Annotated in this window: 18 protein-coding genes; 10 read left to right on the top strand and 8 right to left on the bottom strand. The window is 66.5% G+C overall.

The window, feature by feature from the left end:
• Positions 1-50 precede the first annotated feature (50 nt).
• Positions 51-1529 (bottom strand): catalase, encoded by a 1479-nt coding sequence (locus A7V84_RS15175; RefSeq protein WP_033535329.1) that lies wholly within the window; start codon positions 1527-1529, stop codon positions 51-53.
• A 793-nt stretch (positions 1530-2322) separates the two neighbouring features.
• On the opposite strand from A7V84_RS15175, the gene A7V84_RS15180 reads away from it, so the two are divergent.
• The 5 genes from A7V84_RS15180 to tam all read left to right on the top strand — a co-directional run bounded on the left by A7V84_RS15180 (position 2323) and on the right by tam (position 6683).
• On the top strand, positions 2323-3900 hold the full coding sequence (locus A7V84_RS15180; RefSeq protein WP_025517091.1) for a cytochrome ubiquinol oxidase subunit I: 1578 nt from the start codon (positions 2323-2325) through the stop codon (positions 3898-3900).
• An 18-nt stretch (positions 3901-3918) separates the two neighbouring features.
• On the top strand, positions 3919-5052 hold the full coding sequence (gene cydB, locus A7V84_RS15185) for a cytochrome d ubiquinol oxidase subunit II (RefSeq protein WP_025517089.1): 1134 nt from the start codon (positions 3919-3921) through the stop codon (positions 5050-5052).
• An 11-nt stretch (positions 5053-5063) separates the two neighbouring features.
• A complete protein-coding gene (locus A7V84_RS15190) occupies positions 5064-5276 on the top strand; it encodes a membrane protein (protein ID WP_025517087.1) in 213 nt (70 codons plus the stop codon).
• An 81-nt stretch (positions 5277-5357) separates the two neighbouring features.
• Positions 5358-5858, top strand: a complete 501-nt coding sequence (locus A7V84_RS15195; RefSeq protein WP_052125814.1) for a DUF1440 domain-containing protein — start codon at positions 5358-5360, stop codon at positions 5856-5858.
• Positions 5859-5921: 63 nt separating this feature from the next.
• The gene (gene tam, locus A7V84_RS15200; protein ID WP_025517085.1) at positions 5922-6683 is read left to right on the top strand and encodes a trans-aconitate 2-methyltransferase; all 762 of its coding nucleotides are present in this window, start codon (positions 5922-5924) and stop codon (positions 6681-6683) included.
• Here the strand turns inward: tam and A7V84_RS15205 are convergent.
• Complete coding sequence (locus A7V84_RS15205) at positions 6680-8332, bottom strand: 2-isopropylmalate synthase (protein ID WP_063491509.1); 1653 nt, start codon at positions 8330-8332, stop codon at positions 6680-6682. The two genes, tam and A7V84_RS15205, sit on opposite strands and share 4 nt — an antisense overlap.
• 265 nt (positions 8333-8597) lie before the next feature.
• Between A7V84_RS15205 and A7V84_RS15210 the strand changes: the two genes are divergently transcribed.
• Positions 8598-9386, top strand: coding sequence for an AraC family transcriptional regulator (locus A7V84_RS15210; RefSeq protein WP_025517082.1), 789 nt, complete (start codon positions 8598-8600; stop codon positions 9384-9386).
• On the opposite strand, the gene A7V84_RS15215 is transcribed toward A7V84_RS15210, so the two are convergent.
• From A7V84_RS15215 to A7V84_RS15230, 4 genes are all read right to left on the bottom strand, one after another.
• The gene (locus A7V84_RS15215; RefSeq protein ID WP_063491507.1) at positions 9383-10432 is read right to left on the bottom strand and encodes an NADP(H)-dependent aldo-keto reductase; all 1050 of its coding nucleotides are present in this window, start codon (positions 10430-10432) and stop codon (positions 9383-9385) included. The genes A7V84_RS15210 and A7V84_RS15215 overlap by 4 nt on opposite strands.
• Before the next feature lie 68 nt (positions 10433-10500).
• On the bottom strand, positions 10501-11205 hold the full coding sequence (locus tag A7V84_RS15220; protein ID WP_033535326.1) for a DUF6776 family protein: 705 nt from the start codon (positions 11203-11205) through the stop codon (positions 10501-10503).
• 146 nt (positions 11206-11351) lie between these two features.
• The gene (gene murU / locus A7V84_RS15225; RefSeq protein WP_025517077.1) at positions 11352-12032 is read right to left on the bottom strand and encodes an N-acetylmuramate alpha-1-phosphate uridylyltransferase MurU; all 681 of its coding nucleotides are present in this window, start codon (positions 12030-12032) and stop codon (positions 11352-11354) included.
• On the bottom strand, positions 12032-13063 hold the full coding sequence (locus A7V84_RS15230; RefSeq protein ID WP_082832925.1) for an aminoglycoside phosphotransferase family protein: 1032 nt from the start codon (positions 13061-13063) through the stop codon (positions 12032-12034). Before A7V84_RS15230 ends, murU begins: the two co-directional genes overlap by 1 nt.
• A 174-nt stretch (positions 13064-13237) precedes the next feature.
• Here A7V84_RS15230 and A7V84_RS15235 point away from each other — a divergent pair, with 174 nt between their 5' ends.
• From A7V84_RS15235 to rsmA, 3 genes are read left to right on the top strand one after another with little or no spacing between them, the layout of a single operon-like run.
• Positions 13238-15628 (top strand): LPS-assembly protein LptD, encoded by a 2391-nt coding sequence (locus A7V84_RS15235; RefSeq protein ID WP_025517073.1) that lies wholly within the window; start codon positions 13238-13240, stop codon positions 15626-15628.
• A complete protein-coding gene (locus A7V84_RS15240) occupies positions 15625-17148 on the top strand; it encodes a peptidylprolyl isomerase (RefSeq protein ID WP_025517072.1) in 1524 nt (507 codons plus the stop codon). The genes A7V84_RS15235 and A7V84_RS15240 overlap by 4 nt, the downstream gene beginning before the upstream one ends.
• A 14-nt stretch (positions 17149-17162) precedes the next feature.
• A complete protein-coding gene (gene rsmA, locus A7V84_RS15245) occupies positions 17163-17951 on the top strand; it encodes a 16S rRNA (adenine(1518)-N(6)/adenine(1519)-N(6))-dimethyltransferase RsmA (RefSeq protein ID WP_033535323.1) in 789 nt (262 codons plus the stop codon).
• 24 nt (positions 17952-17975) lie between these two features.
• On the opposite strand, the gene A7V84_RS15250 is transcribed toward rsmA, so the two are convergent.
• Together A7V84_RS15250 and A7V84_RS15255 are read right to left on the bottom strand one after the other, a co-directional pair.
• Positions 17976-18452: a thioesterase family protein gene (locus tag A7V84_RS15250; RefSeq protein ID WP_025517068.1), complete on the bottom strand. Its 477-nt coding sequence runs from the start codon at positions 18450-18452 to the stop codon at positions 17976-17978.
• Positions 18453-18484: 32 nt separating this feature from the next.
• Complete coding sequence (locus A7V84_RS15255) at positions 18485-19627, bottom strand: glycerate kinase (protein WP_025517067.1); 1143 nt, start codon at positions 19625-19627, stop codon at positions 18485-18487.
• Positions 19628-19726: 99 nt separating this feature from the next.
• On the opposite strand from A7V84_RS15255, the gene pyk reads away from it, so the two are divergent.
• Positions 19727-21169, top strand: a complete 1443-nt coding sequence (gene pyk, locus A7V84_RS15260) for a pyruvate kinase (protein WP_025517065.1) — start codon at positions 19727-19729, stop codon at positions 21167-21169.
• The last annotated feature ends 3 nt before the right edge of the window (positions 21170-21172 follow it).

A 21172-nucleotide genomic window follows, 5' to 3' on the forward strand; every position in this document is an offset into this window, starting at 1 on the left:
GGCTTGCGGCACGCTTTGCCAGCCCGCCTGGCGGGCCGGCAAAGACGGGCTTACTTCTTGGCTTTGGCGGCCTGGGTGACCTTGTCCTGGATACGCTGGCCCACGGTGGGATCGATGTTCTTCCAGTACTCGAAGGCACGGCTGAGCACGGGTTCGCGCACGCCGGCCAGCAGGCTGCCGGAGACGGTCTCGACCAGGGCGTCGCGGTCGGCGTCGGAGAAGACGTGCCGCACCAGGGTCCCCGGCTGGCCGAAGTCGTCGTCTTCGGCGTGCAGGGTGTAGGCGCTGCGGACCATGTCGCCGTCGGCTTCCCAGCCGTTGTCGATCTTGCCGGTTTCATCCGACCACGGGCGCCCGCCGCTGTTGGGCACGTACACCGGCGCCGCGCCGGTGTGGTGGTAGTTCATCGGCCCGTCGATCATGTAGGTGTTGACCGGCACCTTGGGCTGGTTGACGGGCAATTGATGGAAGTTGGTGCCGATGCGGTTGCGTTGGGCGTCGTTGTAGGCAAAGGCGCGGCCGAGCAGCATCTTGTCGGGCGACAGGCCGATGCCGGGGACGGTGTTGCCCGGTGAGAAGGCGGCCTGTTCGATCTGGGCGAAGAAGTTCTCCGGGTTGCGGTTCAGGGTCATGGTGCCGACCTTGATCAGCGGGTAGTCCTTGTGCGACCAGGTCTTGGTGAGATCGAAAGGGTTGAAACGGTACTTGGCCGCGTCGGCATAGGGCATGATCTGCACCGACATTTCCCATGAGGGACAGGCCCCTTGCTGAATCGACTCGAACAGGTCGCGGCGATGGAAGTCGGCGTCGGCGCCGGCCATGTTGGCCGCCTCGGCGTTGCTGAAGTAGGCCACGCCCTGCTTGCTGTGGAAGTGGTACTTGACCCAGAAGCGTTCGCCCTGGGCATTGACCCACATATAGGTGTGTGAGCCGTAGCCGTTCATTTCACGCCAGGTGCGGGGCAGGCCGCGCGGCCCCATGAGGTAGGTCACCTGGTGGGCGCTTTCCGGATTGCTGGTCCAGAAATCCCATTGCATGTGGTTGTCGCGCAGGCCGCTGTCGGGCAGGCGCTTCTGGCTGCGGATGAAGTGCGGAAACTTCATTGGGTCGCGCACGAAGAACACCGGCGTGTTGTTGCCGACCAGATCGTAGTTGCCTTCGGTGGTGTAGAACTTCAGGGAGAATCCCCGCACGTCGCGCCAGGTGTCGGGGCTGCCATGCTCGCCAGCCACGGTGGAAAAGCGCGCCAGCATCTCGGTTTTCACGCCCGGCTGGAACAGCGCAGCCTTGGTGTACTTCGAGACGTCGGCCGTGGTTTCGAACACACCGAATGCGCCCGAGCCCTTGGCGTGGGGTTGGCGTTCAATGACCTTTTCCCGGTTGAAGTGCGCCATCTGTTCCAGGAAGTGGACGTCATGCAGCACGATGGGGCCGTCGGCGCCGATGGTCAGGGAGTTGCGATCGCTCACCGCAGGTGCGCCGGACGAGGTGGTCGTCGGGGCCTTGGTGTCGAAGAGTTTGTCGCTCATGGTATCTGCCTTCCTTTTCGGGTCGTTGAAGTGCTCGGGTCGGACAAGCTGGTACGGGCTACGGGAAAACAAAGCGGCACTGCCCGCGGGCCGGGACCGGAGCCGTCGAATGCGGGGCGATTGACGTGACGGCGGCCAGGAGCGAGTCCTGCTTCGATGCCGCGACGCCATGCGCCTGGTCCGAGGTGCTTACCGTGTCTTCATCTTAGTAGATCCGCGTGACATCGTGCGGGATCGGCGGTCGTTGACGTGATAAGGGCTTGAGGGAAGTCAGGATACGGCTTTCGAACTTGTCTCAGAGTATGTCGCACCGGGGCACCATACGTATTCATTTGTGTTTTTTGTAGTTTAATACTGGGGTAATGCCAAACGCACAGGCTGCGTGAGCTTGCCGGCCTGTCTTGTGTGTCGAACAAGTATTGCATGTGCCGCTTCCACGTAGAGCAGGAGTGCAGATGCCGAAACCGGCGACATCGGGACCTCGCATCAAAGTGACAGGCCTTCACGGTGCCGCGTGCCGTCGCCTGGCGCGCCCGGTGCTTGCTCGCAGCGACGGCGTGGCAGGCTGGCAGGGCTGGCGTGCGCTGCCGTCCTGTAGGCATACCCCGGCGCCATCCCGTGCACGGCGCGGGATTTTCTGTTTTTTCTCAATGTTTCGTCTTGCATGGCCGGCCTCCGTAAAGGAAGGGCCGGCTTTTGTCGTGCCGCGTGGCCGGGTTGCCGCCAGAGAGCGGGGTCTTGCGCGTTCGCGACCAGTGATTGGTTCGGTGTTTCAACATGGGGAGGTTAAATAATGCCCGTCAATGACCTGGTCGTCGATTTGTCGCGAATACAGTTCGCGGCAACGGCGCTATATCACTTTTTGTTCGTCCCACTGACATTGGGGTTGTCGTTCATCGTTGCCATCATGGAAACGGTCTACGTCAGCACCGGACGCGAGGTCTATCGCCGCATGGCCCAGTTCTGGGGCAAGCTGTTGCTGATCAACTTCGCGCTCGGGGTGGCCACGGGGCTGACGATGGAGTTCCAGTTCGGCATGAACTGGTCGTATTACTCCAGCTTCGTCGGCGATACGTTCGGCACGCTGCTGGCGGTCGAAGGCCTGATGGCGTTCTTCATGGAGTCCACCTTCGTGGGCCTGATGGTGTTCGGCTGGGATCGCCTGAGCCGCGCCCAGCACCTGGTGGTGACCTATCTGGTCGCGCTGGGCTCCAACCTGTCGGCGTTGTGGATTCTGGTGGCCAACAGTTTCATGCAGGATCCCCAGGGGGCCGTGTTCAATCCGGTGACCATGCGCATGGAGCTCAGCAGCTTTTCGACGCTGTTCTTCAACCCGGATGCCCAGGCCAAGTTCGTGCACACGGTGCTGGCCGGCTATGTGACCGCTGCGATTTTCGTCTGTGGCGTGAGCGCCTTCTACATGCTGCGCAATCGCAACCTGGACATTGCCCGCCGTTCGTTCCGGGTGGCGACGCTGTTCGGCGTGCTGGGCACGGCCGGTGTGCTGACGCTGGGCGATGCCCTGGGCTTTGTCGGCGGCCATGCGCAGCCCACCAAGCTGGCGGCCATGGAGGCGCTCTGGAAGACCGAAGAGGCGCCGATGAACTTCAACGTGGCGGCGCTGCCGTCCCAGAGCGAGCAGCGCAACCTCTGGGAGTTGCAGGTGCCGGGGGCGCTGTCGTTGCTGGTGACCCACTCGCTCGATGGGACGGTGCCGGCCATCGATGCCCTGGAGCTGCAGGCCAAGGAGCGTATCCGCAACGGGATCCCGGCGGTGCAGGCCATGGAGCGCCTGAGCGCCAATCCACAGGATCCGGAGGCCCTGGCGCTGTTCGAGGCGCACAAGGACGACGTGGGTTACGGGATGCTGGTGCAGCGCTATGCGCCTGATGGCGATCTGAGCCGGGTGACCCAGGCCGATGTGGACCAGGCCGCGCGCGACTCCATCCCCGAGGTCTGGCTGATCTTCTGGTCGTTCCGCATCATGGTGGCCCTGGGCCTGGTGATGCTGGGTTATTTCCTGCTGGGCCTGATCCTGACGCTGACCGACAAGGTGCAGCACTACAGGCGCTTCCTGAAGTTCTCGGTATGGATGATTCCCGTGCCGTTCATCGCCTGCGAGGCCGGCTGGATCGTGGCCGAGGTGGGACGCCAGCCCTGGACCGTCTATGAGGTGCTGCCCACGTGGCTGTCGGCCTCCACGCACAGCGTGACTTACATGGTGTTCTCGGTGGTGGGTTTCATCCTGCTGTACACCATTTTCTTCATCGTCGAACTGTTCCTCATGTTGCGTGCGATCCGCAAGGGACCGGAGGACGCCCCCCCGCCTGCCGCGCCGACCGCCCAAGTGGCGATGGCCGACATTCGCTGAGGATAAGAGGAAGCCATCATGGATCTCTCATTGATATTGACGGTAGTCTGGTGGTTGCTGCTGGGCGTGTTGCTGATGGGCCTGGCAATCATGGTCGGCATGGACATGGGCGTGGGCACCTTGCTGCGCTTCGTGGGCCGCAACGATGACGAGCGGCGCGTGGCGCTGAACATCATCGGGCCGCACTGGGACGGCAACCAGGTCTGGTTCATCCTGGGCGGGGGCGCCATCTTCGCCGCCTGGCCGCTGGTGTATGCGACGGCCTTCTCGGGGTTCTACATCGTCATGCTGCTGCTGCTCTGGAGCATGATCGTGCGCCCGCTGGGCTTCGAGTACCGCAGCAAGATGCCGTCGCCGCGTTGGCGCAATGCCTGGGACTGGACGCTGTTCCTGTCCGGCGCGCTGCCCATGCTGATCTACGGCGCGGCCATCGGTAACGTGCTGCAGGGCGTGCCCTTTCATTTCGACTGGCGCCTGACCTCCTATTACACCGGCAGCTTCTGGGAACTGCTCAACCCCTTCGCCGTGCTTTGCGGCCTGACGTCGGTGGCCCTGTCCATCTACATGGGCGGAACCACCCTGATGCGCAGCGCCGAGATGGGGCTGGCGTTGCGGGCGCGCAAGGCCGCCTTGATCGGCGGCGGCGTGTTCCTGGTGCTGTTCGTGGTGGGCGGCTTCTGGGCGGCCAATCTGGACGGCTACGAGCTGGTCAAGCAGCCGGGTGCGGGCGTGCCGCAGACGCCGCTGCAGCAGGTGGTCGAGCGCAGCCCCGGCGGCATGCTGGCCAATTACAGCGCCCATCCGGTGCTGTGGCTGTTGCCCATCCTGGCGGTGGTGTCGGTGCTGCTGGGCATGATGGCGCTGGGCGTGCGCCAGCGCATCCTGGCCTGGTGGCTGGGCGCGCTGGGCTGGATCTGCGTGATCGGCACCGCGGGCGCTGCCATGTTCCCCTTCCTGATGCCGTCGGTCACGCATCCTTCGCACAGCCTGACGGTCTGGAATTCGGGCGCGAGCACCCTGACCCAGGGCTGGATGCTGGGCTTCACCATTGTCTTCATCCCCTTGATCCTGGCCTACACCAGCTGGGCTTTCTGGGTGATGCGCGGCAAGGTGAGCGTCAAGCAGGTTCAATCTGACGACCACGCCTATTGAGAGGACGCGACATGTCTTTGTTCTTGAAGTTCATCCTGGCCGGCATCCTCTCCGTGCTGGCCATCCTGCTGGGCGTGGTGCTGGGGGATTACGGCCCCTGGTACCTGGCCTGGGTGCTGGGCACCGGCCTGATGGTGCTGGTGGCGGCCATGGGCGGCGTGTTGTTCGAAGCGCAGGAAGACGCGCGCGAGCAGCAGGCCAAGGGCCAGCCTGGACGTCGTTAAAACGCGGATGGGGTCGCCGGCCCCATCTCATACCGGCCCGCCGCAGTCGCGGCGGGTTTTTTTTCTATCCTGGGGGACACCATGAAGATGCATCAAGCGGGGCATGACGTATCGGGCGGGCGGCTGGTCTGGGTGGGAATCGTGGCGGGGTTCTTTTCGGCCCTGGTCAAGTCGGGCATTGAAACCTTGCTGGTGCCGCGCCCCCCTTCGGCGGTGCCGCCTCCCATCCGGCTGCTGGAGCTGATGGGAGCGGATGCCAACAACATGGTGTACACCTTCAACCAGACGGCAGTGAACTGGGGCGGCAACGGGGTGCACATCCTGTTTTCCATCGTGATGGCGATCGTGTATTGTTTTCTGGTGCGTGCCTGCTCGAAAGTCGCCACCTGGTGGGGCATCCCTTTCGCCTGGGTGACGGCCACGATTGGCGCGCATTGCATCGTGCTGCCTTTGATCGGCGCCGGGCCGATGCCCTGGGAGATCGGCACCGATGGTTTCATCTCCGAGATCATCGGCACGGCAATCTGGATCTGGACCATCGAATGCGTGCGCCGCGTGATGGTGGCACGCACGCCCGCCTGAGCCCTCGGGCATGTTGATGCCAGGCAGCCCGGACGGGCTGCCTTTTCTTTTGTTGGAGCTTCCATGAGCTGGTCGGCACAGCAGTATTCCGCTTTTGAGAACGAACGCACCCGGCCGGTGCGTGATCTGGTGGCGGCGATTCCCGAGTTCCGGGTGCGGCAGGCCGTGGACCTGGGTTGCGGTCCCGGCAATTCCACCGAGGTGCTGGCCGCAAGCTATCCACAGGCCGTGATCAGCGGCATCGACAGTTCTGGCGATATGGTGGAGGCGGCCCGGCGCCGGCTTCCCGGCCTGACCTTCGACTGTCAGGACATCGCCAGCTGGCAGCCGGAGCGTGAGTTCGACGTGATTCTCGCCAATGCCTCATTGCAATGGCTGCCAGACCACGAAGTGCTCTATCCGCGTTTGCTGACGCACTTGACGCCCGGTGGAAGCCTGGCGATCCAGACGCCGGACAACCTCCAGGAGCCGGCGCACCAATTGCTGCGCGAGATTGCCGCCAGCGGCCCCTGGGCCGCCAGGCTGGGCCAGGCGGGGCATCCGCCGCGTCACGACGCCGCCTGGTACTACGCGCTGTTGTCGCCGCTGGCCCGCCGCCTCGATGTCTGGCGGACCACCTACCTGCACCCCTTGGCGGGCGTACGGGCGGTGGTCGAGTGGTTCAAGGGAACGGCGCTGTTGCCCTATCTCAATCGTCTTGACGAGGCCGAGCAGGGCGAATTCCTGGCGCGTTACGAGCAGGCGCTCGGCCAGGCCTATCCGGCGCTGGCCGACGGCACGGTGCTGCTGCCGTTTCCGCGCCTGTTCATCGTGGCGACCCGTTAGGCGCAGACGCGGTTATAGGCGCACAGCAGCGCCAGCAGCGCCGCCGTGGTGGTGTTGCCGTGCTGTCCCACGCCGAAGGCTGTGCCCGCACGCCCCGGCAGGGCGACCTCGATGATGGCGACCGACTCGGCCTGCGCGCCACTGCCCAGGCTGTGCTGGCTGAAGCTGTCCACGCGCAGGGCGGGGTCGAGCGCGGCGGCGGCCGCGGCCACCGGGCCATTGCCGACGCCTTCGCGTTCGATGCGTTCGCCGGCCTCCTGCAGGCGCCAGCGGATGCGCATGCCGTCAGGCTGCTCCTCCCGTTGCTGGGACAGATGGCGCAACGGGCCCTCGATCAGGGGCAGGTGGTAGGTCTGCTGGAACAACTGCCAGATGGCCTCGCTGCTGATCTCGGTTTCGCTGGCGTCGGCGTGGCGCTGCACGATGGCGCTGAACTCGATCTGCATGCGGCGCGGCATGACGATGCCGTGATCGCGCTCCAGCAGGTAGGCGATGCCGCCTTTGCCGGACTGGCTGTTGACGCGCACGATGCTGTCGTAGTTGCGGCCGATATCCTTGGGGTCGATCGGCAGATAGGGCACGCGCCAGGGGCCATCGGCGGATTGGGCGGCAAAGCCCTTGGCGATGGCATCCTGGTGGGATCCCGAGAAGGCGGTGAAGACCAGGTCGCCGACGTAGGGATGGCGGGGGTGGATGGGCAGGGCGGTGCATTCCTCGGCGATACGGGCCACGGCGGCGATGTCCGAGAAATCCAGGCCCGGCGCGATTCCCTGGGTATACAGATTCAACGCCAGCGTGACCACATCCAGGTTGCCGCTGCGCTCGCCGTTGCCGAACAGACAACCCTCGACGCGTTGCGCGCCGGCCAGCATGGCCTGTTCGGCGCAGGCCACGCCGGTGCCCCGGTCGTTGTGGGGGTGCACCGACAGTATCAGGTGCTCGCGGCGAGGCAGGCGCCGGTCCATCCATTCGATCTGGTCGGCAAAGACGTTGGGCGTGGTCACTTCCACGGTGGTCGGCAGGTTGATGATCATGGGGCGTGCCGGGCCGGCGTCCCAGGCGTCGATCGCAGCCGTGCACACGGCCAGCGAGACGTCCAGTTCGGCCATGCAGAAGGTTTCGGGCGAGTACTGCAACACCCACTCGGTTTCGGGCCGGGCGTCGGTCAGTGACTTGAGCAGCGCGACGTGCTGGCGTACCAGAGCCACGATCTCCCCGACGCTCATGCCGAAGACGATCTCGCGCCAGGCCGGTGCGATGGCGTTGTAGAAGTGCACGATGACCCGACGCGCGCCGCGCACGCTGTCGACGGTGCGCCGGATCAGGTCTTCGCGCAATTGCGTGATCACCATGGGCGTGACGTCGGCAGGGATGCGATCGTGCTCGATCAGATGGCGCACGATGTCGTAGTCGGTCTGCGAGGCCGACGGGAAGCCGACCTCGATCTCTTTGAAGCCGATGCGCACCAGCTCGTCGAACAGGCGCAGCTTGCGCTGGCGGTTCATGGGCTCGAACAGGGCCTGATTGCCGTCGCGCTGATCGGTCGACAGCCAGACAGGTGCGCGGGTGAGCGTGCGCCCCGGCCATTGGCGTGCGTCAAGGGCAACGGGAGTGAAAGGGGGGTACTTGTTCCGGGGGTGGGCCAGCATGGATGTCCTCGCAATCGTGGGGTCTGATTCCCCTTGCCGGAAAGGGGGGGCTGTGCGAGGTCGGGGCCCGGGGGAATCAGGAAGACGATGGCGCGCAGTGCGCAAGCGAGCCCCGACCGTGGGTCAGCGGTAGCAGGGCGGGGCGGGGCAGCGCGAACATGGAAAGCGAGGGAAAAACCGGTGAAGGAGGCAGCCTTCATCTTAGGCAGATCGACGATGGCTTTTTCAATAGAATGAGTCAGTTTCTATAGAGAAAGGATCAAGCTTGTCGACTCACGATCTGGCTGCTCATGAAGTCACCGGCGCTGTGATCACCGGGATGGCGCAGGATTATGCTTCCGGCTCTCTGGTGCCCATGCACGAGCATCGGCGCAGCCAGTTGCTGTGCACCATGACGGGCGTGCTGCGGGTCGATACGCCGCAGGCCTGCTGGGTGGTGCCGCCCTCGCGCGCGCTTTGGCTGGGGCCGGGTGTGCCGCATCGCCTGCGCATGCGCAGCGCGACCCGGGTGCGTTGTGTCTTTGTGGACGGGCGTCGCGCCGGGGGGCTGCCGCAGCGCGATGGGGTGCTGCCGGTGTCGCCGCTGCTGCAGGCGCTGGTCGATGAGTTGGCCCGTCTGGGCTTGCAGGCCGAGCACAGCCGCCGGGGCCGCCTGCTGGCAGCGCTGTTGCGTGAAGAACTGGCCGTGCCGCAGGAGCCGGCGTTTCAATTGCCCTGGCCGGCCGGCGATTCCCGCATTGAACAAGTCTGTCTGGCGTTGACGAGCGGGCAGGCGCCCTGGGAGCGCCAGGCCGCGCAATGGGCCGAACGCCTGGCCATGAGCCTGAAAACGTTTCAGCGCCACTTCCAGCGCCAGACCGGCATGAGTTTCGGCCAGTGGCGGCTGCGGGCGCGTCTGCTGGCGTCGCTGGACGGGCTGGTGGCGGGCCAGCCCATCCTGCCGCTGGCCCTGGCCTGCGGCTATGAAAGCCACAGTGCCTATACCTACGCCTTCCGGCGTCATTTCGGCGTGGCGCCGAAAGGCCTGGACGGGCAGGCGCGTGCGCCGCGCTAGGGGGCGGGGTTGGGCCAGCGCGTGTGGATGGCGTTGATGGCCTGGACGATCTCCGGCGACAGGCTGACGTCGGCGGTGCCGATGTTCTCCTTGAGCTGCTGCAGCGTGGTGGCGCCGATCAGGTTGCTGGTGACGAACGGCTGGGCATTGACCCAGCCCAGCGCCAGCTGGGTCGGCGTCAGGCCATGCTCGCGCGCCAGCTGGCAGTACTCGGCGGTAGCGGCTTCGGATTGCGGGTTGCTGTAGCGCGTGAAGCGCTCGTAGCGCGTCAGGCGTGCGCCTTCGGGGCGTGCGCCATCCAGGTATTTGCCGCTGAGCATGCCCATGGCCAGCGGCGAGTAGGCCAGCAGGCCGACGTCTTCGAAGCGGCTGAACTCGGATAGCCCCTGTTCGTAGTGGCGGTTGAGCAGGCTGTACGGGTTCTGAATGGTGGCGATGCGGGGCAGGCCGTCCTGGTCGGCGTGCTTGAGGAATTGCGACACCCCCCAGGGCGTTTCGTTGGAGACGCCGATGTGGCGTATCTTGCCTTCGCGCACGAAGTCCTGCAGCACGTCCAGGGTTTCGGCGATGGCCACGGTATGGGCGTCGTCGGCCCAGGGGTAGAAGGGCCGACCGAAGGTCATGGTGGTGCGATCCGGCCAGTGCAGCTGGTAGAGGTCGAGGTAGTCGGTCTGCAGGCGGCGCAGGCTGTCGTGCAGCGCCTGGGTGATGTTTTTGCGGTCCAGGTGGGTCTTGCCGTCGCGGATGTGGCTGGGCCGCTTGGCGTCGCGCACCGGCCCGGCGACCTTGCTGGCCAGCACGATGTCCTGGCGCCGGCCGGTCCGGGCCAGCCAGGTGCCGATATAGGTTTCCGTGCGGCCCTGGGTTTCGGCCTTGGGCGGCACCGGATACATCTCGGCGGTGTCCACCAGATTGACGCCGTGCTCGAGGGCGAAGTCGAGCTGTTCGTGGGCTTGGGCTTCGGTGTTTTGCTCGCCCCAGGTCATGGTACCCAGGCCGATCAGGCTGACCGACAGATCGGTGCGGCCAAGTTTGCGGTATTTCACGGGGAGGCTCCGGTCGGTGCGCCGCCCGGCGGCGGCGCTGATCCCGGAGATGTTACACCTCCGCCCGTTCAGGGGCGCACGTTGTAGATGCGCATGGCATGCTGGCGCTTCTGGGCGTCGAGCACGCGGATCACGACGGTGCGCGGCGTGAAGCCTTCGGGCGGCGTGAGTTCGCCGACCGCGTGCTGGTAGTTGCTGAGCGTGAGCGGCAGCGGATCAGGGGTATAGCGGTCGCGGCGTCCGTTGGCATAGGTGCCCTCGATGGCAAGATCGATGGTGCCTTCGAAGGGCGGCGCCTTGTCGTTCTCGCGCATCACGAGCACCCGGTAGTCGAGCTTGCCGTCCTGGCGTTGAAAGCGCGCGGCGCGCACGCCGATGTCGCCGCCGCGCGGGTCGGGCGGCATGGCATCGAGGAACAGCGCGACCTCCTGGTCGTGGGCGGCCAGTCGCGCGCGCGCCTGGGCCAGTTCTTCATTGCTCTGCGCCTGGGTCTGTTTGGTCTTGTCGAGCTGGGTCTGCGTGCTGTCGAGCTCGCCCTGCAGGCGCTGGCGGTCGAGGTTGGCCGCGCTGAGCTCGGAATGCAGTTGTTCGGATTGCTCGACTGTGAGGCGCTGCGGGCCGTAGTTGGCCTGCAGGAACAGCACGCCGCCTGCGCCCAGGCCAATGCCGATCAGCAGCAGCACCAGCCAGCGCGGCATGCGCCGCGAGCGTTTGCCGGGCTGATAGAGAGAAGGTTTGAATACCGTTTTTTGCGATCGTCCGAAGATCCCCATGCGAACACACTTCCTATAGCAGCTGCGGCGGCGCGCCCTGGTGCGCGAGCCAAATTGTCAGAGGATACCGCGAGCTGCCCGCCCTGCCGCGGGGCGGTCACCTCTGGTTTCCGACGTTGATACTGTGAAATAGACCATGACCCGGTTCAATCGTTCTGCAGCGACTGCGCCAGCGCGGCAAGGCGCTCGGGCGTGCCGACATCGGTCCAGCGGCCCGTGTGACGGGCGCCGTGGACCCGGCCCTGCGCCATGGCCTGGCGCAGCAGGGGCGCCAGCGGGGCAGCGGCGCCCGCGGGGAGGGCCGCGAACAACTCGGGATCGTAGATGCCGATGCCGGAGAAGGTCAAACGGTCGCTGTCCGCCTCGCCGACGCGGCCGTCGGCATGCAGGCGGAAGTCGCCCCGGGGATGCTGGGGCGGGTTGTCCACCAGCAGCAGCCAGGCGCCGCCGGCGGGCAGGTCCGCGACCCGGGCGCGCGCCTGGGCCGGATCCCAGTCGCACCAGACATCGCCGTTGATGACCAGAAAGGGCGCCTCGCCCAGCAGCGGCAGCGCCTTGGCGATACCGCCGGCGGTTTCCAGCGCGGGGGACTCGGGCGAATAGCGCAGCCGCAGGCCGTAGGCGCTGCCATCGCCCAGCGCCGCCTCGATCCGGGCGCCCAGCCAGGCGTGGTTGATGACCACGTCGGTGAAGCCGGCGGCGGCCAGGCGCTCCAGGTGCCAGACGATCAGGGGCTTGCCGGCCACCGACAGCAGGGGCTTGGGCGTATGGTCGGTCAGCGGGCGCATGCGCTCGCCGCGGCCGGCCGCCAGAATCATGGCGCGCATCAGAACGTGTATCCCACGGTGGTTTCGCGTTTGTCGAGGCGATCGAGCAGGCGCACCAGGGGAGCGAACACGCCATAGCGCTGGGCCACCTGGCGCACATACGCGTTCATGCGCGGCATGTGCTCCAGGTAGTTGTCGCGCTGGTCGCGGTGCGTCAGGCGGGCGAACACGCCGAGGATGCGCAGGTTGCGCTGCAGGCTCATCCACTCGTAGGCCCGGTGGAAATCGGCAAAATCGTGATCCACCGGCAGGCCGGCCCGGCGCGCCATCTCCCAGTAACGGATGGCCATGTCCAACTGTTGCGGCTCTTCGATGGTGGTGCGCGCATCGGTGATCAGCGAGGCCAGGTCGTAGGTGATGGGCCCGTACAGCGCGTCCTGGAAATCGATCACGCCGGGTTCGCCGTCGGGATTGAACATCAGGTTGGGCGAATGGTAGTCGCGGTGCACCAGGACGCCGGGTTGCTTGCCGTTGGCGTTCGAGAGCAGGTCGAACATCTGATGCAGGCTCTGGCGGGTGGCGTCGTCCAGCTCGGTCTGGTGGTGCACCTTGACGAACCACTGCGGGAAGAGCTCCAGTTCCTCGCGCAGGCGGGCGCTGTCGTAGGCGGCCAGGCCGGTGGGGGCGGATTGCTGTACCCGCAGCAGCGATTGCAGCGCGCCGCGCTGCATGTGCTGCAGCGTCGCCTCGTCCACGCCCTGGCGGATGCGCTGGGTGTAGTTCAGGCCGCCCAGGTCGCTCAGCAGCAGCAGGCCCTGGTCCGGCGACTGGGCGAGGATGTCGGGCACGCGCACGCCGCTGGCGGCCAGCAGGCCGGCCACGTGCACGAAGGGACGCACATCCTCATGCGGCGGCGGGGCATCCATGACGATCAGCGGGCCGCGGGCGGCCTGCAGGCGGAAATAACGCCGGAAACTGGCGTCGCCGGTCACCGGCGTGAGAGTGGCGGGGTCCAGGCCCAGCTCGCGGGGGAGGCTGGCCAGCCAGGCGTGGATTTCCGCCAGGCGATTGTCGGTCTGAGGGGAGTTCAAGGTGGCCGTCTTAGCGGGAAGCGCGATTCAAGGGAAGAGCCTGCCTGGCAGAGGCAGGTGTTCTGCCATGGACAGTCCGGCCAACCGGGCGGTCTAGGCTTCTCTATAATACCGGGTTGATCCAGCCTTCGTCCGGGCTGGCATGCCTACACAGAGACAGGTTGGTTTTTACTCGTGCATATGATCCGGTGGTTGATCCTCTCCGCTCTCAGCGTTGCCGGGGCCGTGCAGGCCCAGGGCAGCCCGGATGTCACCACCGCCGGCGCGGGTGGGTCGGCGCAGGCCTCGAACGGGTTGCAGATGCCCGGCCTGCGTATTTCCCCGGGTCTGAGGGAAAGGCGCTTCATCGACGACGAGATGCCTGCCTTCATGGAGGCCGACGACATCTCGGGCGAGCCGTCTTCCGAGGTGCTGCTCAAGGGCAATGCCCAGGTCCGGCGCGCCGACGGCGTGGTCAAGGGCGACAGCATTCATTACAGCAATGACACCGGCGACGTGAAGATCGAGGGCAACGCCCGCATCATGCGCGACGCCACGGTCGTGACCGGCCCGGCCGCGCGCCTGAACCTGAACACCTACAGCGGCGAGATCGACGAGCCCAACTTCTGGATCGGCGCCAGCGGCGGCACGGCGCGCGCCGAGCATGCCGATATTTTCGGGCGCTCGCAGATGCGCCTGAGCAAGGTGGTCTACAGCGGCTGTCCCTGCGAGCATCCGTCCTGGTACATCAAGGCCGATTCGGTCGACCTGGATTTCGACGAAAACGAAGGCGTGGCGCGCAGCGGGGTGCTGTATTTCAAGGATGTCCCCATCCTGGCCTCGCCCTACCTGACCTTCCCGGTGCGCAAGGAGCGCAAGTCGGGCTTTCTGCTGCCGACCTACGGCACTTCCAAGAAGACCGGCTTCGATCTTTCGATCCCGTACTACTTCAACCTGGCGCCCAACTACGATGCCACCCTGATCACGCGCTACATGGGCAAGCGCGGCCTGCAGATGGGCGGCGAGTTCCGCTACATGGGCGATACCTACATGGGTTCGGTGTCCGGCACCTATCTGCACAATGACCGCGATGCCGGCTTCAACCGCTACATGTATCGCTTCATGCACCGGCAGTTCCTGGGCAACGGCTTCTATGCCGACTGGGACCTGAATGGCGTGTCCGATGACAACTACTATCGCGACATGACCACGCTGGGCTTGAACACCGCCTCGACCACCTATCTGCCGCGCCAGGGCCGGGTGGGCTGGGCCAACAACTACTGGCAGACCTATGTGCAGGTCTACAAGTACCGCACGCTGCAGGATCCGGATGCGCCCATCGTGCCGCCTTACGACAAGGTGCCGGAATTCTTCCTGCAGGGCGCCCGCTACGACTGGAACGGCCTGGATCTGCGCCTGGACGGCACGGCCGTGCGCTTCCGGCGTCCGCTGTTCAATGGCAACCGCATCGGTCCCCAGGGCGATCGCCTGGAGATCTACCCCAGCGTGGCCCTGCCCATCGTGCGCGCCGGTTGGTACATCACGCCCAAGGTCGGCGTGAACTACACGCAGTACCGCACCGATTGGTACAACGGCGACTGGAACGGGCTGGGCGGGCTGGCGCCCTACAAGCGCAACGCCTCGCGCACGGTGCCGATCTTCTCGCTGGACGCCGGCATGACCTTCGAGCGCGACACGTCGCTCTTTGGCAAGCCGTCGATGCAGACCCTGGAGCCGCGTCTGTACTACCTGCGCGTGCCGTACCGCAATCAGAACGCGCTGCCGGTCTATGACACCAGCCTGGCCGATTTCAGCTTCGAGCAGGCCTTCCAGGAAAACATCTATACCGGCGGCTGGGACCGCATCGTCAATGCCGACCAGCTGACCGTGGGCCTGACCACCCGCTGGCTGGACGCCAATACGGGCTTCCAGCGCGTGGCCCTGTCGGCCGCGCAGCGCATCTACTTCGAAGACCAGCGCGTCACCCTGCCTGGCGAGACGCCGCGCGAGAACGTGCGTTCGGACTTCCTGGTGGGGGCCAGCGCAGCCCTGACCGACACCCTGACCACCGACATGGCGGCGCAGTACAACCCCTACGACAACAAGTGGTCGCGCGGGATGGTCAGCGCGCGCTGGGCGCCGCAGCGCCAGACCACGGTGGCGCTTGCGTATCGTTACCAGCGCGAACCGGTCAACAACATTTCCTATGCGCCGCGCGGGCAGAATCAGATCAGTCTGGCACTGCAGTGGCCCTTCTCCAATCGTTGGTATGGTGTCGGTCGCGTCGATTATTCGATGAGCACCGATTCGGGCGGCATCTCTGGCGCCCACGATTCGCCGCGTGTCACGCAGGCCATCGCCGGGCTGGAGTACAAAGGCGATTGCTGCTGGACCGGCCGGGTCGTGTTCCAGCGGTATGCCGTGGCGGCCAACGACACCAACTCGGCAGTTTTCTTCCAACTCGAACTCACCGGGCTGGGCGCTCTGGGGACCGATCCCCTGAAGCTGCTCAACAAGAGCATTCCGGGCTATCAGCCCGTCTCTGAACCGACCCCGGCGGGCACGACCTTTGAAAGGTATGAATGATGCGTAGCGTGCAATCGACACGCCGTTTTCGCGGCAGCCTCCTGGCCCTCGCCCTGGGGGTGGCGCTGCCTCTGGCGCACGCGGCCGAAAAGCCCGCGTCGGCCAAGCCTGCCGGCAAACCGGCGCAGAGCGCGCCGGCCGAGCAATTCGTCGATGGCATTGCCGCCATCGTCAACAAGGATGTGATCACCTTGCGCGAGGTGCGCGAGGCCACGGCGAGCGCCAAGGGCGAACTGAAAAGCCGGGGCATTCAGCTGCCCGACGACAACACCTTGCAGAAGCAGGTGCTGCAACGCCTGATCTACGAGCGCCTGGAGCGCCAGGAGGCCGACCGGCTCGGCATCCGCGTCGATGCGCGGCAGGTCGACCAGGCCATCGAGATGGTGGCCGCACGCAACAAGATCAACGCGCAGCAGTTGCGCGCCGAGGTCGAGAAGAGCGGCGTCAAGTGGGATGACTACCGCAAGTCGCTGGCCGAGGAGATCCGCACCGACCGTCTGCGTCAGCGCACGATCGACAATCACATCATCATCACGGATGCCGAGGTCGATGCCTATCTGAAGGATCAGTCGCGCAATCCGGCCTTGCAGGGCCGCCCCGCTTACGCGGGCGGGCAGCAGGCCAGCCCGCCGCCCATGGCCAATGGCCCGGTCGATGTCGTGCTGGCGCAGATTCTGGTGCGCGTCCCTGAGGGCTCGTCGCCGCAGACCGTGGCCGAGTTGCGCCAGAAGGCCGAGAGCATCCTGGCCCGCGCCCGTCGTGGCGATGACTTCGCCAGCCTGGCGGCCTCCAGTTCGGATGGCCCCGAGGCGCTGAACGGCGGCATCATGGGCTCGCGTCCTCTGGATGGCTGGCCCGATCTGTTCGTCAAGGCCATACGCGACCTGCGGCCGGGCGAGGTGTCCGATGTCATTCAGTCGGGCAACGGTTTCCACATTTTGCGCGTCGTGCAGCGCAGCGATGCCGGCGCGCCGCCGCGTGGCGCACAGGCCCCGGCTCCGGCGGCACGCGAACCCGCCGCGCCGCGTGCCGAGCAGGGTCCGGTGCGCATCACCCAGACGCATGCCCGTCACATCCTCATCAAGACCTCGACCGTCATGAGCGACGAGCAGGCGCGCCAGCGCCTGGAGCAGGTGCGCCAGCGCATCGTCAGCGGCAGCGCCACGTTCCAGGACATGGCGCGGCAGTACTCGCAGGATGGCACGGCGCCGCAGGGCGGCGACCTGGGCTGGGTCAATCCGGGCGAGATGGTGCCGGCCTTCGAGGCCGCCATGAACGCCCTGCAACCCGGCCAGGTGAGCCAGCCCATCGAGTCGCCCTTCGGTTGGCACCTGATCCTGGTCGAAGATCGCCGCGAGAAGGACGTCACCGACGAGGTGCAGCGCATGCGTGCCCGCCAGGCCCTGTTCGAGCGTCGTGCCGGCCCGGCCTTCGAGGACTGGATGGAGCAATTGCGCAGCCAGGCATTTATCGATAATCGCCTGGAAAAGCAGGAACGTATCGAGCAGAACAACCGCTGAATACGGACCCTCTCATGTCGCAACACCAGGCGCGCAAGCGCTTCGGCCAACACTTCCTCACCGACGACAGCGTTGTCGAGGGCATCGTGCGCGCCATCGCGCCGGCGCGCGATGACGCCGTCGTCGAGATCGGGCCGGGGCTGTCGGCCCTTACCGCGCCGCTGCTTGAGCACCTGGACCGGCTGTCCGTGGTCGAGATCGACCGGGACCTCGCCGCGCGGCTGCGCCGCAAGTATCCGCCCGAGCGCCTGACGGTAGTCGAGGCCGATGCCCTGACGGTGGATTTCCGCCAGTTCGGGGCCGGCATGCGGGTGGTGGGCAATCTGCCGTACAACATCTCCAGCCCGCTGCTGTTTCATCTGATGGCCGCTGCCGACCTGGTGCGCGATCAGCACTTCATGCTGCAGCGCGAGGTCATCGATCGCATGGTGGCCGAGCCCGGCACGGCCGACTACGGTCGACTGTCGGTCATGCTGCAATCGCGTTATCGCATGGCCAAGCTGTTCGATGTGCCGCCCGAGGCCTTCGATCCGCCGCCGCGTGTGGTGTCGGCGGTGGTGCGCATGGTGCCTTTGGGCCCTGAGCGCCCGCAACCGCGCAGCGAGGCGGCCTTCGAGGCCGTGGTGGCGCGCGCGTTTGCGCAGCGCCGCAAGATGTTGCGGCGCGGCCTGGGCGACTGGGCGGCCCACGTCCCCTGGGAGGCGGTGGGCATTGCCCCGACGGCCCGGGCCGAAGAGGTCGGTGTGCCGGCCTTCATCAAATTGACCGACGCCCTGCTGGACGCAGGCGTCATCGCGGCCTGAGTCGCGCCCCGGGCCGCGGCGCGCTCAGCGCGGCGGCTTGAGCGGCAGGATGCGGCGGTAGCCAGCAGGCAGCGGCGCCTGCGCGTGCGCCAGGGCCGTGGCGGCCAGGCGGGCAGCCAGTTCCGCCGGGAAGGGCGTGGCGCGACGCGTGTTCAGATCGACGTGCAGCGAGAGCTGTTCCATCGTGGCGGCGAGATAGTTGTCGCGCGTCTGCCAGAGTTCCATCAGGCACAGCAGACGCTTGTCATCGGCTTCGAGCACCCGCAGTTGCAGCATGAGCGGATCGCCGGCCAGCACCTCGCGCAGATAGGCCACCTGGATGTTCATCGTGTAGATACCGCAGCGTGTGGTCTCGGTGTAGTCCAGGCCCACGCCGATTTCGTGCAGCAGCTTGAAGCCCACACCGTCGAATACGCCCACATAATGCGCGGCGTTCATGTGGCCGTAGGCATCGATCCAGGCCGGGTCGACGGCGAGCGTGGTGCTGGGCAAAGGGTTCATGCGGGTCTCCAGAGTGTTGTCGTGGACGGAAATCAGAGTCGTCGGCGCGCGGCTGCCAGCCAGAGCTGGGTGATGTCGCGCGCGCGCTCGGCCAGATAGCGATCGGCATTCGCCAGGGCATCTTCGAGAGCGTGCGGCCCGGGCACCAGGCTGAAGGCGGCATGGATGCCGATGTCGTACAGCGCTTCGTAGCCGTCTCCCAGCGCGCCGGCCAGGGCCACGACCGGCACGCCGGCCTGCTGCGCCAGGCGGGCAACCCCGGCAGGGGTCTTGCCGCGCAGCGTCTGGGCATCCAGGCGGCCTTCGCCGGTGATGGCCAGGGTGGCGCCTTCCAGGGCCTGGGCCAGGCCTCCCAGTTCGGCGATCAGTTCGGCGCCGGGGCGGAAGTTCGCGCCCAGCACGGCGTGGGCGGCAAAACCCAGCCCGCCGGCCGCGCCGGCGCCGGGCGTATCGCGATGGCGCTGGCCGAGCCGGGCTTCGGTGATGTCGGCCAGCCGCGCCAGGGCGGCGTCCAGCCGGGGGATCTGCGTCGCGCTCGCGCCTTTCTGGGGCCCGAAGATGCGGGCGGCGCCCTGCGCGCCGCACAGCGGGTTGTCGACGTCGCAGGCGACCTGTATGTCCAGGCCGGCCAGGCGGGGGTCGAGCCCGTCGAGATCGAGTTGCGCCAGGTCGGCCAGGGCGGCGCCGCCGGGCGGCAGATCCTGGCCCCGGGCGTCCAGCAGACGGGCGCCGAGGGCGCGCAGCATGCCGGCGCCGCCATCGATGGTGGCCGAGCCGCCCAGCCCCAGGATCAGGCGCGTGGCGCCAGCATCCAGCGCTGCCCGTATGAGTTCGCCCACGCCATGGGTGTCGGCGACCAGCGGATCGCGTTCGGCGGGCGGAATGGCTTCCAGGCCCGCGGCGGCGGCCATCTCGATGACGGCGGTGCCGTCGGGCAGGGCGCCCCATTCGGCCACGACCGGGCGGCCCAGGGCGTTGCGCACGCGGACTTGCCGCGCCTGCCCGCCGCTGGCGGCCAGCACGGCCTGGACGGTGCCTTCGCCGCCATCGGCCATCGGCACCCGCAGCGTGTGCGCGGCAGGCCAGGCCTGCCTGACGCCGCGTTCGATGGCGCGCGCGGCATCGGGGGCGCTGAGGCTTTCCTTGAATGAATCCGGAGCGATGACGATCTTCACGGTGCGCATTCCTGTGGGGCGGCAAGCGGCCATGATACCCGCGTGCACCGCGACGGCGTACCATTGGCGCTTGCCCGCCGTCATAGCCTGGAGATGTTCATGACCAAGATGCGTCGCACCAAGATCGTTGCCACCCTGGGGCCCGCCAGCAGCAGTCCGGAGATGATCGGCGCGCTGATCGATGCCGGCATGGATGTGGCCCGCCTGAATTTTTCGCATGGCAGCGCCGAGGATCACCGCGCTCGCACCGCGCTGATCCGTCGCCTGGCTGCCGAGCGCGGTCGCTTCGTAGCCATCATGGGCGATCTGCAAGGGCCCAAGATCCGCATTGCGCGCTTTGCCGACACCCAGGTCCAGTTGCGCGAGGGCCAGGCGTTCACGCTGTCTCGCCAGCATCCGCGCGATGCCGGTGACGACACCATCGTGGGCATCGACTATCCCGATCTGGTGCGCGACTGCAAGCCGGGCGACGAACTGTTGCTCGATGACGGGCGCATCGTGCTGCAGGTCGAGCGCGCCGATGACGATGCCGTGCATACCATCGTGACGGTGGGCGGCGCGCTGTCCAACAACAAGGGCATCAACCGCCGGGGCGGCGGCATTTCCGCGCCCAGCCTGACCGACAAGGATCGCGCCGATATCCGCCTGGCTGCCGAGCTGGCGCTGGATTACGTGGCGGTGTCCTTCCCGCGCTACGGCAGCGACATCGAGGCGGCGCGGGAGCTGGTGCGCGGCGCCGGCAGCGATGCCTGGCTGATCGCCAAGATCGAGCGTGCCGAGGCCGTGGCCGATGACGAGGCGCTCGATGCGCTGATCCGCGCCAGCGATGGCGTGATGGTCGCACGCGGCGATCTGGGCGTGGAGGTCGGCGACGCAGAGCTGGTCGGCATTCAGAAGCGCATCATTCAGCATGCCCGCACGCTCAACAAGCTGGTGATCACGGCCACCCAGATGATGGAGTCCATGATCAGCAGCCCGCTGCCCACGCGCGCCGAAGTCTCCGATGTGGCCAATGCGGTGCTGGATTACACCGATGCGGTGATGCTGTCGGGAGAAAGCGCATCCGGGCAGTTTCCGGTGCAGGCGGTGCAGGCCATGGCGCGCATCTGCCTGGGCGCCGAGAAGCATCCGACCAGCACGCAATCGCATCACCGGCTGGGCGAGACTTTTGCGCGTTGCGACGAGACGATTGCCCTGGCGGCCATGTACGCGGCCAACCATTTTCCCGGCGTCAAGGCCATCATCGCGCTGACCGAGAGCGGCAACACGCCGCTCATCATGTCGCGCATCCGCTCGGGCGTGCCGATTTATTGCTACAGCCCCTATCCGGGCACCCAGCATCGGGCGGCGCTGTTTCGCGGCGTCTATACCGTGCCCTTCCATGCCGAGAACTACGATGCGGCCACCCTCAGCGATGCCGCCATCGATGAACTCAAGCAACGTGGGCGCGTGGTCTCGGGAGACTGGGTGATTCTGACCAAGGGGGATTTCCACCGCGACAGCGGCGGCACCAACGGGATGAAGATCCTGCGCGTGAATTGAGGC

It is taken from the genome of Bordetella trematum, assembly GCF_900078335.1.
Taxonomy (GTDB): domain Bacteria; phylum Pseudomonadota; class Gammaproteobacteria; order Burkholderiales; family Burkholderiaceae_B; genus Bordetella; species Bordetella trematum.